The sequence below is a fragment of the Polaromonas sp. P1_F4 genome (assembly GCF_056405675.1).
Window position 1 is genome coordinate 15,129 of record NZ_JBFUBP010000015.1, and the last position, 14,284, is coordinate 29,412.

The window sequence follows — 14,284 nt, forward strand, 5'->3', positions numbered from 1 at the left end:
GGTTCAGCCCTGCAGCGCTTGCCACATTTCCTGGTCGCGTTCGGCTGTCCAGATACGCGGGTTCTTGATGCCGCTGGCTTCGTCAAATGCGCGGCTCACGTCAAACGGCAGGCAGTGCTCGTAAATAAACACGTGGCCGAAGATCGGGTCCATGCTTTTGCGGGTGTGGTCCATGGCGGCTTTGAGGTCCATGCCGGCGGCGGCGGCTTCTTTGCCCGCCTGGTACAGGGTTTCGACCCAGCGCTTCGTATAGTCCAGCGCCTTGTTGACGTTGGCCGCACCCTTCATGGCCTCGCCGCGGCCGGGCACGATGGCTTCGGCTTTCAGTGCGCGCAGGGCTTCCAGTGTGGCGGGCCATTCCTCCAGCTGCGCGTCGCCGGTGTAAACGCCGGCCTCGTACTCGACCAGGTCGCCTGAAAACAGCACTTTTTCTTCTTCGACCCACGCAATCGTGTCGCCGCGTGTGTGGCCGGGGCCCGGGTGCCAGACTTGCACCTTGACACCGCCCAGGTCCAGCACCAGCTTGCCGGGCACTTCGCCCTTCACCGGATTGCCGCCTTCGATGACCAAAGTCGGCCAGGTCAGGCCGGGCACGCTTTCGGCGTTGCGAAAGAGACGCGGAAAGCGCTCCATCTCGCTTTGCATGTCCTGCGCGCCGCGCTCGACGATGAGTTCGTACGTGCCCTGGCTGGCGATCACTTCCGTGGCGCCTTCCGCAAGGTAGGCACTGGCGCCCAGCACCCGGACCGCGTGATAGTGAGTCAGCAGCACATATTTGATGGGCTTGTCGCTCACGGTGCGGATGCGGGCGATCAGGTCCTGTGCCATGGCCGGGGTGGCGGTGGCGTCGCTCACCATGATGAATTTTTCGCCAATGATCACGCCGGAATTGGGGTCACCCTCGGCGGTGTAGGCCCAGCAATGTGCGCTGAGCTGCTCAAAGGTGATGACCTTGTCGGTGAGATCGGACTGCGAGGCGAAGGCTTTGGACATGCGGTTCCTGTGTTTGGGACGCTGCGCCGGCGGTTCAGTGAAGCCGGCGCCAGTTTTGGGTCATTTTACTTAAACGTAATGCGTTACGGATAGTTAAACCGATACCCTGCCCGGCGAAAACGATTTTCAAGACTGCTACTTATTTGATAGCTGCTCGCGCTCGTCCTGATTGGCCTGCGAGGCAATTTGATGCCAGAAAACGGGGCCTGCAGGCGAGGCCTGGCGGCAGGGCTCTACCCGCGGATTTCCAGCCAGGCGACCGCGCTGTCGGCCAGGGCTTCCAGGGAAGCATTCCCGGCCAGGGTCAACACACCCGGCTCGGCCGAAGGATCCTGCAGCGCCTCAAACTGGCTGGCGACCAGGCTGGGTGGGTAAAAGTGGCCCGGCCGCGCGGAGACGCGCCGCAGGGATTCAGCCTGGCTGATGGCCAGGTGCACAAACTGCAGCCCGGGCACGGCAGCTCGCAGGCTGTCGCGGTAAGCGGCCTTGAGGGCCGAGCAGGTCAGCACAACACCGGCCGGGTGGCGCGCCAGTTCCACACCCAGCTGGCGCAGCCAGTCAGCGCGGTCCTCGTCCGTGAGGGGAATGCCTTGCTGCATCTTCTGGATGTTGCCGGGGGGATGGAAATCATCCCCTTCGATTAGCGGCAACACGAGCTGGTCGGCCATCAGACGCCCGACCGCCGACTTGCCGCAGCCGGCCACCCCCATGACCACCACATGGACCGGCGGCCCGGCGTGGCGCACACCGGGCGCGGAGAAGGAGTGGGTCTGGGAAGCTGGGGCCATGCCCAAATTATCGCGGCCCGCCGCGTCTTTGCGCGTCGCGCCTGCGATATCTGCCAGACGTCGGTTTTTTGAACAAAGCGACAGCCACGGCGCGCTGCGCTCGCCGCAACACAAGTCCGCCGGGTTTGGTATGGTTGCGCGATGGCCTCTTCCAGGAATGATTTTGCGACCTACTGCTGCGAGCTTTTGTCAGGCGTCGGGCCCTGCACGGCCAGGCGCATGTTTGGCGGGTTTGGCATCAGCACCTCGGGACTGACGCTGGCCCTGGTGGCCGACCTGGGCGGCGGCGAGAAGCTGTGGCTCAAGGCGGATGCGGAGACCCGCAGCCTGTATGAAGCCCATGGCTGTGAGCGGTTCACCTATGAAATGACACGAAATGGCGTCAGTGCGCCGCACAGTCTCAACTACTACGCGGCACCCGAAGAGGCGATGGAGTCGCCCGCCGTGATGCTGGAGTGGGCGCGTGTAGCGTTGGAGTGTGCGTTGAAGGCGCGTGCGGTCAAGGCGACCAAAGCGCCCAAGACAGCGAAGGCGAGGAAAACGCCAAAGGCGCCGGCAACCAAGACGGCCAAAACGGCCAAGCCCCGAACCAGGCGCCCATAAAAAAACCCGCAGCCTTGCGACTGCGGGTTAAACGGTTTTCCCGGAGTAAAACTGTTGGCTATCTGCGCTTAGACCAGGTTGGACATGGCCAGCACGTTGTAGTTGCGCGGCTGGAGCTGATTGTCCCTGTAGGCGTCAAAGTCGTGACCGGTGACGTGAGGCCGGGCGCGGGCAGTGACGAACACCAGGGCAACGGGGGTCAGCACCGCTTCAATAGCTGCGACAGCACCCATCGCCAGCCCGCGGACCAGGCGGCCGAGGGCGCTGGTGGCCAGGCCGAAGGCGGCGCGCAAGTCACCCAAAGGCTGCATCACGCCGGCACGCCAGCCGGAAGTCTCTTTCATCTCGGGCACTTCGGCGCAGGCCGTTGCCGGCTCCCAGCTGAAATAAGCGGAAGCAGCGTGACCAGCGCTGAAGGACTCCATCACCAGCGACTCACCCGCCCGCAGCGAAAGGCTTTCGCCCCGGCCGAGGAAATGGTCGCCTGCGCGGACCTGGATGTCCTGGCTGGCGGAGTCGAAGGTGGCCCAGACCCGGCCATGCGCAATTCGCAACACACCGGCCTGCGAGGCACGCAGCGTCAGCGCTCGGCCCGCGCCCAGTTTCCAGAAGCCCGCCAGGCCGGCCACATGGCCGTTGGTGGCATCGGAAGCCTGTTGCAAGAAACGATCTCCTGAGAGGTGAGCTGCGTGGTCCATGGTGTTCTCCTAAAAAGGCACAAAGTGAGTGATGAGGGTTGAATCATCTCGCCACGGGCTTGCACAGTCCAATGAAATCGCGGTAAGCTATTGATTCCATAATCGCATCAATCAATTAGGCCCGAATTGCCCTATTTGGCCTTTTTCACCCCCACACTGTCATGCTCCATTCACAAACACACCTGCGCTCCCGGCCGATTTCCGCCGGCCAGTTAAGGGCTTTTGAGGCCGTCGCCCGCCACCTCAACTTCCGCGCCGCCTCGGAAGAGCTGGCCCTCACCCAGTCGGCTGTGAGCCGCCAGATCCAGGGCCTGGAGGAAGACGTGGGCGTGAGCCTTTTTCACCGCCACACCCGCGCCGTGGAGCTCACCACCGCCGGCGGCATCCTGCTGCGGGCCGTCACGCCCTCGCTGGAGCGCATCGACAACGCGGTGCGGCAGATACGCCAGACCGCCGGGCGCAAGAGCGTCTCGCTCACCACCTTTGCCTCGTTTGCCTCGATGTGGCTGATTCCCCGGCTGGAGGGCTTTCAGCGCGACAACCCCGACATCGACATCCGGATTGATGCGTCGGACGTGGCTGTTGACCTGGACATTTCAGACCTGGACCTGGCCCTGCGTTACGCCCCGGCCAGCCACATGCCGCCAGGCGCCATACGCCTTTTCGGCGAGCAGATCACGCCGGTGATCAGCCCCTGGTTGCTTAAAAGCGGGCCGCGCCTGAAGAAGCCCGACGACCTGGCGCAGTTCACCTTGATTGAGGCGGGCGACGCCCATCAGACGCACCTGGAATGGCTGACCTGGCGCCGCTGGCTGGAAGAGCACGCCAGCCCCAAGCTGGAAGCCAAGCGCTGGCTGTACTTCAACTACGCCTACCAGATGGTGCAGGCGACGCTGACGGGCCAGGGCGTGGTGCTGGCGCGGCTGCCACTGATTGCCGAAAGCCTGGCTTCAGGCGATCTGGTGGAGCCGCTGCCGCAAATGCGCATGGAGTCCCCGATGAGTTATTGGCTGATCATCGGCCCGCGCAATGTGGCCCGGCCCGAAGTGCTGGCGTTTTGCGATTGGCTCAAAAGCCAGGCCGCACTGACGCGCGAGGCGATTGGGGATGTGCCTGATCCGGACACAGTGGATTCCCTGGACTAGAAACAGGGGCCCCACGCTCCCCCACTTCGTGTGGGTCGCTGCCCCCGAGGGGGTCGCCCGCCTGTGGCCCGGCAAAGCCGGTTCCACGGCTCATGCTGGGCTTAAGAGTTCATTGAGTACAGCGAGCGGGGCCCCATGCAAGCAGGGGCCGCGGGTCCGGCTTCGCCGGCCTCAGGCGCCGCCCCCTTGAGGAGGGAACAGGCTACACGCAGTGAGCCTGGACGGGGGTGTTTCTTATTACACATGCCGTTTCAACAAGCGCCCGGCGCGCGCCTGCACCCTGACGCTGGCCGCATCAGCAGCGCCGGCAACGTAGGCCAGTTCGCCGTTCACAAAAACTTTTTCAATGCCTTCCGACAGCGCGATGGGGTTTTCGTACGTTGCCACGTCGCGCACTCGGGCTGGGTCCAGCACCACGACATCGGCGTACCAGCCCGGCTGCAACTGGCCGCGCTGGTGCAGGCGGAAGTTGCGCGCCGACAGGCCGGTCATCTTGTAGATCGCGGTCTCCAGCGAAAGCAGCTGCTGCTCGCGCCAGTAGCGCGCCAGCACCCGCGGGAAGGCACCCCACAGGCGCGGGTGCGGATGCTTGTCATGCGGCAGGCCGTCGGATCCGATCATGGAAAGCGGATGCGCAATGACGCGCCGCACATCATCCTCGTGCATCTGGAAATAGCAGGCCCCGCCCGGCTGCAGGCGGCGGCAAACTGTTTTCTGGTCGACGCCCCATTCAGCGGCAATCGACGCCAGGGTGCGGCCCATCATTTCCGGGTGCGGGGCCGACCAGCTCACCAGCACGTCAATAATGCCGTCGACCAGGTCTTCGCGCAGCACGGTCGAGCCGGCCACATAGGGATAGACATCCATTGCGATGTCCTGGCGCTGCGCCAGCGTGTCGATCAGCGGCAGTGTCTCCTGCGTGCGGCCCCAGTTGGCCGGGCCGGCGCATTTGTGATGCGAGATCACCAGCGGCACACCTGCCTCGAAGGCGCAGCCGGCGGCCTCGTGCATGGCCTCCAGGATGTCGGCCATCTCCGAGCGCATGTGGGTGGCGTAAATGCCGCCGTACCGCGCGACGACGCGCGCCAGCGCTGTCACCTCGGCGGCTGGCGCAGGCATGGCTTCGGCATAAAAAAGGCCCGACGACAGGCCAATCGCGCCCTGGGCCATGCATTGCTCCAGCAGGGCGCACATGGCGGCCACTTCGTCGGCGGTGGCTGGCCGGTTGAGGTCGTCCACGCAGGCATAGCGCAGCGTGGTGTGGCCGATCAGCGGCGCTACATTGACGGCCGGCTGCGCTTCGGCTACGGCCTGTGCGTAGGCCTCCACCGAAGGGTATTTAAACGAATTTCCGAGCAGGGTGAGGGCGCCCTGCGGCTCCTTCACCACGAAGGGCGCGACCGACAGGCCGCAGTTGCCGGTGACCACCGTGGTGATGCCCTGCGACAGCTTGGGAAACATGCCGGGCGCGTTCAGCACGATAGCGTCGTCGTGGGTGTGCACGTCGACGAAGCCGGGCGCAATCACCAGGCCGCTGCAGTCGTACACCTGGACATCGGACAGAGACAGGCCATCCGGCAGGCCGCGGCGCAAGTCCGGGCCCATGGCCACAATCCGGTCGCCCGCCAGCAGAAGGTCGCCTGATCGGCCAGCCGCGCTGGTACCGTCCACCAGCAAGCCGTTTTCCAGCAAGGTGGCGCGCGTCATCGTACTTTTCCCATGGTGAGCTTGGCGCCTTCGTCCCAGTCCAGCCGGGGATGGTGGTGCATGTCCACGCCGCGGGTTTCCAGCGTGCGCTGGATGTTGGCCAGCCGGTTCACGGCCTTGTCGCCCAGGCGCTGTGCCACCAGCACGGTGAGGATCTCGATCACCGTCAGGTGCGCCAGGTAAGCCTCGGGGCCCACCGGCATCACCGGGTCGGGCGCCACTTCCACGCCCAGCACGATGTCGGCCAGCGCCGCGAGCTGCGAGCCGGGCTGCGTCAGCGCGATGATGGTGGCGCCCTGCGAGCGTGCCACGTCCACCGCCTCCAGCAGCGAAGGCATGCCGCCGACGTGGGTGATGGCCATCACCACGCCGCGCGGGCCGATGGTGGCGGCCGAGATCAGCTGCAGGTGCGGGTCCAGGTAGCTGTTGGAGGCCACGCCCATGCGGTACAGCCGCGCCTGCAAGTCGGAAGCCATGAAGTTGGAGGTGACGCCGACGCCGTAGCAGTCCACCCGGGCGCCGTCGACGATGGCGTCGGCCGCCGCCTGCACTGCCTCGACATTGAGCTGAGCCTGCACGCTGTTGATCACCGTGGTGGCGCCGCGCGTCACCTTGGCGATGACCTGTCGGGTGTCGTCATCGATGCGCACGCGCCGGTTCAGTGGCGAGCCGCCCACCGCCAGCTCTTGCGCCAGCGCCAGCTTGAACTCGCGCAGCCCAGGGTAGCCCAGGTCGCGGCAGGTGCGCATGATGGTGGGGACCGAGCTGTTGGCGCGCTGGGCCAGGGTCTCGAAGGTCTCGTCCAGCACGCGCTGCGGGTCTTCCAGGATCAGGGCCAGCACGGTGCGCCGCGCGGCCGGCGCGCGGTCCATGATCTCGGCAATTTTTTCGAGTACGCGGGGGGTCATTTAAAAGCAGGTGACGATGGCGTCACACACGTTGTTTTGTTCGTCCACCACCGGCATCCAGCGCCATTTGTCGAAGGTGGTGCAGGGGTGGGAGATGCCCAGCGCAACCAGGTCGCCCACGCGCAAGGCCTGGTGTTCGGGGCCACTGCCGGCCGGGGTCGCGTGGCGGAGGTAGGCGTGCTGGTCGTTCAGGCCGGCGATCTTCCAGTCGTCCGGCGCCGGCGTCATGGTGGCCTCGCCCGCTCTGCACACACCCAGGGGTACGGGAAGCTCCAGGTCGTAGGAGATGTCGCGCTTGCCTACCGCGAGGATAGCCAGGCCCGGCTCGGGGCGGGATTGCACCGCCGCCCACACCTGCATCGCCGCGTGCAAGCCATGGCCGCAGCCCATGCGCGCGGCCACGGTATTCATGAAGCGGTGGTACGTGCCATGGTCGTGCGTCACATAGCAGCCCGAACGCAGCAGGCCCTGCACAGGCCGCGACAGTTTCATCTTCAGGTGTTCGGCTACCAGATCGAAGATGGCGGAGCCGCCGGCCGTAAGGAGGATTTCATCCGTTTCGAACAACTGCTGTTCGTCGCAGGCTTGCGCAATGTCGCGCACACGTTGCATCAGCGCATTGGCGTAGGCCGTGTCAGCGTCCGACTGGCCGGTGGCGCCCAGACCCTCGTAGCATTCGATGCCGACCAGCCGCGTGGCCGTGCCGCTGCGCAGGCGCTTGGCCAATGCGAGCGCCTGCTCGTGGCTGCGGCAGCCGGTGCGGCCGCCGTCCACGCCGATCTCCAGCAGCACGTCGAAAGGCTCAGCGTGTGCATTCACCGCATGCCAGGCTTCAATGAGTTCTGCCTGCGCCAGGGAATCCACCAGAAAAGCCACGCTCAGCCCGGCATTGGCACGCTTGAGCTCGGCTATGCCCTGCAGGTCCACCGACTGGAACACCTGGTTGGCGATCAGGCAGCGTTTCGCACCGGCCGTCACGCCCGCGCGCAGCTGCGTCACAGTGGCGAAAGTCAGGCCCCAGGCGCCGGCCTCCAGCTGGCGCCGGAACAGCTGCGGCGACATGGTGGTCTTGCCGTGCGGCGCCAGGCCGACGCCATGACTGCCGGCGAAGCCCTGCATCCACTGCAGGTTGCCGGCCAGCGCGTCGCGGCGGATCACGGCCAGCGGCAGCGGCAGGTCTCCGCGCAGCACGTTCCAGCCCTGGTCGCCGATGGCCGAACGGCGCAGCGGCGGGCTGTGGTGCGGAAAGCCCTTCCAGGAGGCGTCGAGCAGGGGGTCGAGAATGTCTTGCAATGTCATGGTGTCGTCAATGATTCAATGTCGTCTCGGATACAGGCTTTGAGGCGGCCGCCGCCCATGTCGCGCGGCTCCGGCCGCGTCTGGGCACAGGCGTCAATGGCATGCGGGCAGCGTGTGCGAAACACGCAGCCCGAAGGCGGGTTGACCGGGCTGGGCATGTCGCCTTTCAAGGGCACATGCACCATCTTGATGGTCGGGTCCGGTTTGGGCGACGCGGCCAGCAGCGCCTGGGTGTAGGGATGCAGCGGCCGGGCGAAGAGCGCCGCCGTCGGCGCCACTTCCATCACCCGGCCCAGGTACAGCACAACCACCCGGTCGCACAGGTATTCCACCACATCCAGGTCATGCGAGATGAACAACATGGTCAGCTTCAGGCTGTCGCGCAGGTCGCACAGCAGGTTGACCACCTGCGCCTGGATGGACACGTCCAGTGCCGAGAGCGGCTCGTCGGCCACGATGAATTCGGGCTGCACCGACAGCGCCCGCGCCACGCCGATACGCTGGCGCTGGCCGCCGGAAAACTCGTGCGGGTAACGCGCCGCGTGCTCGGGCGGTAGCCCCACCAGCTGCAACAGCTCGGCGATACGCTGCGCAGTCGCCTCCTTGCCTTTGGCCATGCCGTGCACCTGCAACGCCTCGCCCAGGATGTCGCGTACCCGCATCTTGGGGTTCAGGCTGGCGTACGGGTCCTGGAAGATCATCTGCAGCTTGCTGCGCAACGCGCGCATGCGGCCGCCCGAAGCCGCGCCCAGGTCTTCGCCGCGGTAGCTCACTGTGCCACCGGTACTGTCGACCAGGCGCAGCAGGGCGCGGCCGATGGTGCTCTTGCCCGAACCCGATTCGCCCACCAGGCCCAGTGTCTCGCCGGGATGGATCACGAAGGACACATCGTCCACCGCGCGCACCGGCCGCACGGAGGAGCCGAAGAATTTCTGCAGGTTGCTCACCTCGATCAAGGGCGCAGCGGCTGGCGTCTCTATGCTCATGCGGCCTCCGGCACCAGGATGCAGCGGGCGCTGCCGCCGGCTTCGTCGTTGCGCAACGCCGGCATGGCGTCGCGGCAGGCCGCGATGGCCTTGTCACAGCGTGGCTCGAAGGCGCAGCCCGGTGGCGGCGCCAGCGGGCTGGAGACCTGGCCGCGGATGGCGTAGAGCCGGCGCTTGCCTCCCGCCGTATCCTGGCCTTTGCCCACCTCTGCTGGCGCCCGCCCGCGCTGCTGCGCCGGCAAGCAGGCCAGCAGGCCCTGGGTATAGGGATGCTGCGGCCGTGCGAACAGGTCGTTGACGGGCGCGGCCTCCACAATGCGGCCGGCGTACATCACAGCCACATCGTCGGCATGGTGGGCCACCACGCCCAGGTTGTGGGTGATGAACAGGATGCTCATGCCGGTCTCAGCCTGCAGCCTTCGCATCAGCGCCAGGATCTGCGCCTGGATGGTTACGTCCAGCGCGGTGGTGGGTTCGTCGGCGATCAGCAGCGTCGGGTCGCAGGCCATGGCCAGCGCGATCATCACCCGCTGGCGCATGCCGCCGGAGAGCTGGTGCGGGTATTCGTGCAGGCGCTGGGCAGCCGCCGGGATCTCCACCAGTTCCAGCATGCGCAGCGCCTGGGCCAGGGCTGCCGCATGGCCCAGGCCCTTGTGCAGGCGCAGCGATTCGGCCACCTGCTCGCCCACGGTGAAGACCGGGTTCAGGCTGGTCATCGGCTCCTGGAAGATCATCGCCACCTCGTTGCCGCGGATTGCGCGCATGCGCGGCTCGGGCAGCGTCAACAAGTCCAGTGTCTCGCCGGCGCGATTGACGAACAAGGCCTGACCGCTGACCTGCGTCGATGCCGCACGCGGCAGCAGGCGCATCAGCGTCAGGCTGGTGACCGATTTGCCCGAGCCCGATTCGCCGACGAGGGCCGTGGTCTTGCCGGCACGAATGTTGAAGCTCACGTCGGCGACGGAACGGATCAGGCCTTCGTCGGTGTCGAAGAAGGTGGAAAGGTGGCGTACTTCGAGACGGTTCACATCGATTTCCGCAGGCGCGGATCCAGCAGGTCGCGGATGCCGTCGCCGAGCAATTGGAGCGACAGCGCGGTAAGGATGATGGCCAGGCCCGGGAACAACACGATCCACAGCGCCTGGTGGGCGTATTGCTGGCTGCCGGCGACCATGGTGCCCCAGGTCGGGATTTCGGGCGGCACGCCGACACCCAGGAAAGACAGCGCGGCTTCCGCCAGGATGGCGTAGGCGAAGATGAACGAAGCCTGGACGAGGATGGGCGACATCAGGTTGGGCAGCACATGGCGCCACAGGATGCGCACGGTGGAGACCCCGACGGCGCGTGCAGCTTCCACAAAGAGCAGCTCGCGCACCACCAGCGTCGAGGCGCGCACCACCCGCGCCACGCGCGGCGTGTAGACCAGCACCAGGGCCAGCACCACGTTCAGCATCGAGGGGCCGAGGATGCCGACCAGGGCGATGGCCAGCAGGATGTCGGGGAAGGACATCATGGCGTCTACCACCCGCATGACGGGTGCGTCGAGCCGGCGAAAGAAACCTGCAACCAGGCCAAACAAGGTACCGGCCACCACCGAACCCAGCGCCGTCAGCAACGCGATGGTCAGCGAATAGCGGCCGCCGAAGGCGATGCGGGCAAACAGGTCGCGGCCCAGTTCGTCGGTGCCGAACAGATGGCTGGAAGAGGGTTGCGCGAGGCGCTGGCTCACGGCGGTTTCATTCGGGTCCAGCCCGCTCAGGGGGCCGGCGAAGAGCGACACCAGCACTACCACGACCAACGCGATGGCCGCAGCCAGCACGATGCGGCGGCGAAACAGCTTGCGCAGGATGAGAGGGAGTTGAGGCATATGCGTCGCTTCAGTACTTCACGCGTGGGTCGACCACGGTATAGAGCAGGTCGATCGCAAAGTTGATGACCACGTAGATCGCGGCCACCACCAGCAGCGCACCCTGGATCACCGGGTAGTCGCGCCGGATCACCGCGCTCACCACCAGGTTGCCCACGCCGGGCAATCCGAACACCGTCTCGGTGACCACCGCGCCACCGATCATCAGCGCCACTGTCAGGCCGAGCACGGTGACGATGGGCACCAACGCATTGCGCAGCGCATGCTTGAGCACCACCACGTTTTCCGAAAGCCCCTTGGCCCGGGCAGTGCGCACGTAGTCCTCGCCCAGCACATCCAGCATGGAGGCGCGGGTGAAGCGGATGATCAGCGCCGAATTGAGCACGCCCAGCACCGTGGCCGGCAGCACCAGGCAGTGGATGCGGGCCGCCAGTGAGGCGCCCGGCTCGCCATAGCCCGAAACCGGAAACCAGCCCAGCGAGACCGCGAAGATCTGCATCAGCACCAGGCCGAACCAGAAGCTGGGGATGCTGGCGCCCAGCATGGCAAAACCGGTGAAGGCCTGGTCGACGGCCCTGCCGCGATACACGGCCGAAACGATGCCGCAGGGCACGCCGATCAGCGCTGCAATGGCAATCGCCATCAGTGAGAGCAGGGTCGTGGGCTCGGCCCGCTCCCACAGCGCCTGGGTCACCGGGCGCTGCAGAAAGATCGATTCGCCCAGGTTACCGCGCGCCAGCTCACGGACCCACAGGCCGAACTGCACTGGCAGGGGCTTGTCCAGGCCATAGACCTTCTGCACGCGCGCGATGTCCTCGGCTGTAGCCTGGTCGCCCAGCAGCACGGCGATCGGGTCGCCCGGCGCGGCGCGCGTGAGAATGAAAACCAGCACCGCCACGATGGCCATGACCACCAGCATGCCGCCCAGCCGGGACAGGAGGTACCGTGTCATGACATTGCTCTATTCATAAAGGGGGAAATCTCTTTATCCATCCAAGGGTGTCCTGTCAGCAGCACTAAACCCGATCCGAGACGAAACGAAACAAGCCAGTCAAGTCGCGGAACCGGCTTTGCCGGACCGCAGGCGGGCGGCCCCCATACGTGAGGAAAGGGGCAGCGCGCCGCAGGCTCGCAGTGGGGGAGCGTGGGGGCTCAACTCTTTAGGCTGGTATTCCAGAAGAACGGATAGGTATAGGGGGTGTAGCCCTGCAGCGCAGGGGCACGCGCCGACAGGCTGGCGAACTTGCCCACCTGGATGTAAGGCACCTCGTCATACACCACCTGCTGCACCTTGCCCCACAACGCACCGCGCTTGGCAGGGTTCGGCTCCTGGTTCAGCGCGGCCAGCGCCTCGGCCTTGGCGGGCGAGCTCCACCAGCCCGGCGCGCCGTCGCCCAGTTGCGGCGGCGAAAGCATGGGTTCGGGGAACAGGCCCGAATGGGTGATGTAGATGTCCCACAGCTTGGGGTCGGCGCGGCGCTGCAGCAGCGTTGCCCACTCGACCACGTTGAGCTCGGCCTTGAAGCCGGCGCGCTTGAGCTGCTCGGCCATGATCAATGCCATGTTGTAGTGAAAGTCGTACTGCCGGCTGGTCAGGATGCGCACCGGCTCACCCTTGTAGCCGGCCTGCTCGGCCTGGCTCTTGGCCTTCTTGGCATCGCGTTCGTTATACGCTGCGGTGCCGGCGGTGGAATAGAAAGGGGTGCCTTTGGGAAAATGGTTGCCTTCGGCGATGAAAAAGCGCGTGTCGCCAAAGCCCGCAGCCAGCATCTCGCCTTCGCCCAGCGCGGTCTGCACCGCCTTGCGTACAGGCTGCCGTGCCAGCGAGCCTTCCTTGGTATTGAACACCAGGTAAGGAAAGCCAAAAGAGGGGGTCATGATGGGGACCACCTTGCCGGCGGCTTTTTCCAGCCGGGGCAGCGCCTCAATCGGCAGCAAATCGGCGTAGTGGAACTGGCCTGCCAGCGCGCCTTCCACCCGCGTGTTGGCATTGGGCACCGGCACAAAGCGCAGTTCCTCCACCGCAGCCACCCGCTTGCCGCCGTAGCCGCTGGCAGCTTCATTGCGCGCGGTGTAGCCGTCGAAGCGGGTGAGCAGCACATACTGGTCGGGCTTGCGCTCCTTGAACTTGTAGGGCCCGGTGCCCACGTATTCGCGCAGCGGCTGGGCCAGCGATTCCTTGGCCATGATGGCTGCCATGCCCGACGCCATGGCCAGTTGCGAGAGCAACGGCGCATAGGCGTTCTTCAGGCTGATCTCCACACCGTGCGGGCCCTTGGCCGACAGGTCGGCCACCTGCACCGCCACCGACTTGCCACGCGGCGAGACTTCCATCCAGCGTTTCAGGCTGGCCACCACATCGTCGGCATGAAGCTCGCGCCCGCTGTGCAGCATCACGCCCTTGCGCAGTGCGATGCTGTAGAGCTTGCCGTCCGCCGAGATCTTGGGCATCGCCTCGGCCAGCATGGGCACCAAGGCCGCCTTGGCGTCGAAGGTGAACAGCGGCTCGTAGACGTGCTGCATGATGATGCAGACCAGGTCGGCCGGGGTCGACTGGATGTCCAGTGTCGGCGGCTCAGCCACCATGGCCAGGTTCAGGGCTGACTTGCCCGTCTGCGCGGCGGCCGGACCGAAGCCGGCGCCGGCCGCACCCAGGGCCAACAGGGAAGACAGGGCAGTGCGGCGGTGCATGCGAATTCCACGGATCATGACAACTCCTGATTGAAGTTAAATTTCAAAAGTGAAGATTAATTGACCTGAAGACGATCATTTTCAGGATAAACCCGAGTATTTGCACATATTCATGAAAATATATTTCATAATTTGCTACAAAAGAGACTGGAAAAAAGGAGTTCTTCATGCCTCTGGAACATTTCGGAAATCCTCCGCTGGCCTCCGACCGCCAGCCACGCCCGTTCTCACCCGCTGTACGCGCCGGTGACTTCGTCTATGTCTCCGGCCAGGTGCCGGCCAATGAAAACGGCGAGATCGTGACCGGCGGAATTGAGGTGCAGACCCACCAGGTGATGAAGAACCTGCAGGCGGTGCTGGCCCTGGCCGGTTGCACGCTGGACGACGTCTGCAAGAGCACGGTATGGCTGCAGGATGCGCGTGACTTCGGCAGCTTCAACCGCATCTACATGGGCTATTTCGGTGAGAAGAAGCCGGCCCGCTCGACGACTGAGGCGCGGTTGATGGTGGATGCACGGGTGGAGATTGATGTTGTGGCTTACAAGCCCAAGGGCTAGGCCTGGCTTGCTCCGGCGGCGCGCCCTCCTTTGAATCCTGCT

14 protein-coding genes are annotated in these 14,284 nt (G+C 65.4%); 3 read left to right on the top strand and 11 right to left on the bottom strand.

All coding sequences use genetic code 11. The annotated features are described in order from the left end of the window. Positions 1-3: 3 nt before the first annotated feature. Together AC1DYQ_RS21465 and AC1DYQ_RS21470 are read right to left on the bottom strand one after the other, a co-directional pair. Positions 4-993, bottom strand: coding sequence for an MBL fold metallo-hydrolase (locus AC1DYQ_RS21465; protein WP_477688501.1), 990 nt, complete (start codon positions 991-993; stop codon positions 4-6). Positions 994-1,226: 233 nt separating this feature from the next. Further along, positions 1,227-1,781: a gluconokinase gene (locus AC1DYQ_RS21470; RefSeq protein ID WP_477688502.1), complete on the bottom strand. Its 555-nt coding sequence runs from the start codon at positions 1,779-1,781 to the stop codon at positions 1,227-1,229. A 141-nt stretch (positions 1,782-1,922) separates the two neighbouring features. Here AC1DYQ_RS21470 and AC1DYQ_RS21475 point away from each other — a divergent pair, with 141 nt between their 5' ends. Then, positions 1,923-2,384 (top strand): TfoX/Sxy family protein, encoded by a 462-nt coding sequence (locus AC1DYQ_RS21475; RefSeq protein ID WP_477688503.1) that lies wholly within the window; start codon positions 1,923-1,925, stop codon positions 2,382-2,384. A gap of 68 nt (positions 2,385-2,452) precedes the next feature. Here the strand turns inward: AC1DYQ_RS21475 and AC1DYQ_RS21480 are convergent, their stop codons facing one another. Then, complete coding sequence (locus tag AC1DYQ_RS21480) at positions 2,453-3,082, bottom strand: DUF2917 domain-containing protein (RefSeq protein WP_477688504.1); 630 nt, start codon at positions 3,080-3,082, stop codon at positions 2,453-2,455. Between the two features lie 161 nt (positions 3,083-3,243). Here AC1DYQ_RS21480 and AC1DYQ_RS21485 point away from each other — a divergent pair, with 161 nt between their 5' ends. After that, entirely contained in the window at positions 3,244-4,227 is a 984-nt protein-coding gene (locus AC1DYQ_RS21485) for a LysR substrate-binding domain-containing protein (protein ID WP_457282474.1), read from the top strand. A 237-nt stretch (positions 4,228-4,464) separates the two neighbouring features. Here AC1DYQ_RS21485 and AC1DYQ_RS21490 read toward each other — a convergent pair whose 3' ends face one another. The 8 genes from AC1DYQ_RS21490 to AC1DYQ_RS21525 all read right to left on the bottom strand — a co-directional run bounded on the left by AC1DYQ_RS21490 (position 4,465) and on the right by AC1DYQ_RS21525 (position 13,703). Then, complete coding sequence (locus tag AC1DYQ_RS21490) at positions 4,465-5,934, bottom strand: N-acyl-D-amino-acid deacylase family protein (RefSeq protein WP_477688505.1); 1,470 nt, start codon at positions 5,932-5,934, stop codon at positions 4,465-4,467. Then, positions 5,931-6,842 carry a MurR/RpiR family transcriptional regulator gene (locus tag AC1DYQ_RS21495; RefSeq protein ID WP_457282472.1) on the bottom strand — a complete coding sequence of 304 codons (912 nt, stop codon included), beginning with the start codon at positions 6,840-6,842 and terminating at the stop codon, positions 5,931-5,933. Before AC1DYQ_RS21495 ends, AC1DYQ_RS21490 begins: the two co-directional genes overlap by 4 nt. Next, on the bottom strand, positions 6,843-8,141 hold the full coding sequence (locus AC1DYQ_RS21500) for an amino acid deaminase (protein WP_477688506.1): 1,299 nt from the start codon (positions 8,139-8,141) through the stop codon (positions 6,843-6,845). It abuts the gene before it with no gap. After that, positions 8,138-9,127 carry an ABC transporter ATP-binding protein gene (locus AC1DYQ_RS21505; RefSeq protein WP_477688507.1) on the bottom strand — a complete coding sequence of 330 codons (990 nt, stop codon included), beginning with the start codon at positions 9,125-9,127 and terminating at the stop codon, positions 8,138-8,140. Before AC1DYQ_RS21505 ends, AC1DYQ_RS21500 begins: the two co-directional genes overlap by 4 nt. Next, positions 9,124-10,155, bottom strand: coding sequence for an ABC transporter ATP-binding protein (locus tag AC1DYQ_RS21510; protein ID WP_477688508.1), 1,032 nt, complete (start codon positions 10,153-10,155; stop codon positions 9,124-9,126). Before AC1DYQ_RS21510 ends, AC1DYQ_RS21505 begins: the two co-directional genes overlap by 4 nt. Next, positions 10,152-10,994, bottom strand: a complete 843-nt coding sequence (locus tag AC1DYQ_RS21515; RefSeq protein ID WP_477688509.1) for an ABC transporter permease — start codon at positions 10,992-10,994, stop codon at positions 10,152-10,154. The genes AC1DYQ_RS21510 and AC1DYQ_RS21515 overlap by 4 nt, the downstream gene beginning before the upstream one ends. A 10-nt stretch (positions 10,995-11,004) precedes the next feature. Further along, a complete protein-coding gene (locus AC1DYQ_RS21520; protein ID WP_477648166.1) occupies positions 11,005-11,946 on the bottom strand; it encodes an ABC transporter permease in 942 nt (313 codons plus the stop codon). Positions 11,947-12,146: 200 nt separating this feature from the next. Beyond that, the gene (locus tag AC1DYQ_RS21525; RefSeq protein WP_477688510.1) at positions 12,147-13,703 is read right to left on the bottom strand and encodes an ABC transporter substrate-binding protein; all 1,557 of its coding nucleotides are present in this window, start codon (positions 13,701-13,703) and stop codon (positions 12,147-12,149) included. Positions 13,704-13,852: 149 nt separating this feature from the next. Between AC1DYQ_RS21525 and AC1DYQ_RS21530 the strand changes: the two genes are divergently transcribed. Further along, positions 13,853-14,242, top strand: coding sequence for a RidA family protein (locus tag AC1DYQ_RS21530; RefSeq protein ID WP_477648168.1), 390 nt, complete (start codon positions 13,853-13,855; stop codon positions 14,240-14,242). The last annotated feature ends 42 nt before the right edge of the window (positions 14,243-14,284 follow it).

Excerpts from the sequence above, each read along its gene's own strand:
- AC1DYQ_RS21465 (WP_477688501.1), bottom strand. The coding sequence starts at position 993 with ATGTCCAAAGCCTTCGCCTCGCAGTCCGATCTCACCGACAAGGTCATC.
- AC1DYQ_RS21470 (WP_477688502.1), bottom strand. The coding sequence starts at position 1,781 with ATGGCCCCAGCTTCCCAGACCCACTCCTTCTCCGCGCCCGGTGTGCGC.
- AC1DYQ_RS21475 (WP_477688503.1), top strand. The coding sequence starts at position 1,923 with ATGGCCTCTTCCAGGAATGATTTTGCGACCTACTGCTGCGAGCTTTTG.
- AC1DYQ_RS21480 (WP_477688504.1), bottom strand. The coding sequence starts at position 3,082 with ATGGACCACGCAGCTCACCTCTCAGGAGATCGTTTCTTGCAACAGGCT.
- AC1DYQ_RS21485 (WP_457282474.1), top strand. The coding sequence starts at position 3,244 with ATGCTCCATTCACAAACACACCTGCGCTCCCGGCCGATTTCCGCCGGC.
- AC1DYQ_RS21490 (WP_477688505.1), bottom strand. The coding sequence starts at position 5,934 with ATGACGCGCGCCACCTTGCTGGAAAACGGCTTGCTGGTGGACGGTACC.
- AC1DYQ_RS21495 (WP_457282472.1), bottom strand. The coding sequence starts at position 6,842 with ATGACCCCCCGCGTACTCGAAAAAATTGCCGAGATCATGGACCGCGCG.
- AC1DYQ_RS21500 (WP_477688506.1), bottom strand. The coding sequence starts at position 8,141 with ATGACATTGCAAGACATTCTCGACCCCCTGCTCGACGCCTCCTGGAAG.
- AC1DYQ_RS21505 (WP_477688507.1), bottom strand. The coding sequence starts at position 9,127 with ATGAGCATAGAGACGCCAGCCGCTGCGCCCTTGATCGAGGTGAGCAAC.
- AC1DYQ_RS21515 (WP_477688509.1), bottom strand. The coding sequence starts at position 10,994 with ATGCCTCAACTCCCTCTCATCCTGCGCAAGCTGTTTCGCCGCCGCATC.
- AC1DYQ_RS21520 (WP_477648166.1), bottom strand. The coding sequence starts at position 11,946 with ATGACACGGTACCTCCTGTCCCGGCTGGGCGGCATGCTGGTGGTCATG.
- AC1DYQ_RS21525 (WP_477688510.1), bottom strand. The coding sequence starts at position 13,703 with ATGATCCGTGGAATTCGCATGCACCGCCGCACTGCCCTGTCTTCCCTG.
- AC1DYQ_RS21530 (WP_477648168.1), top strand. The coding sequence starts at position 13,853 with ATGCCTCTGGAACATTTCGGAAATCCTCCGCTGGCCTCCGACCGCCAG.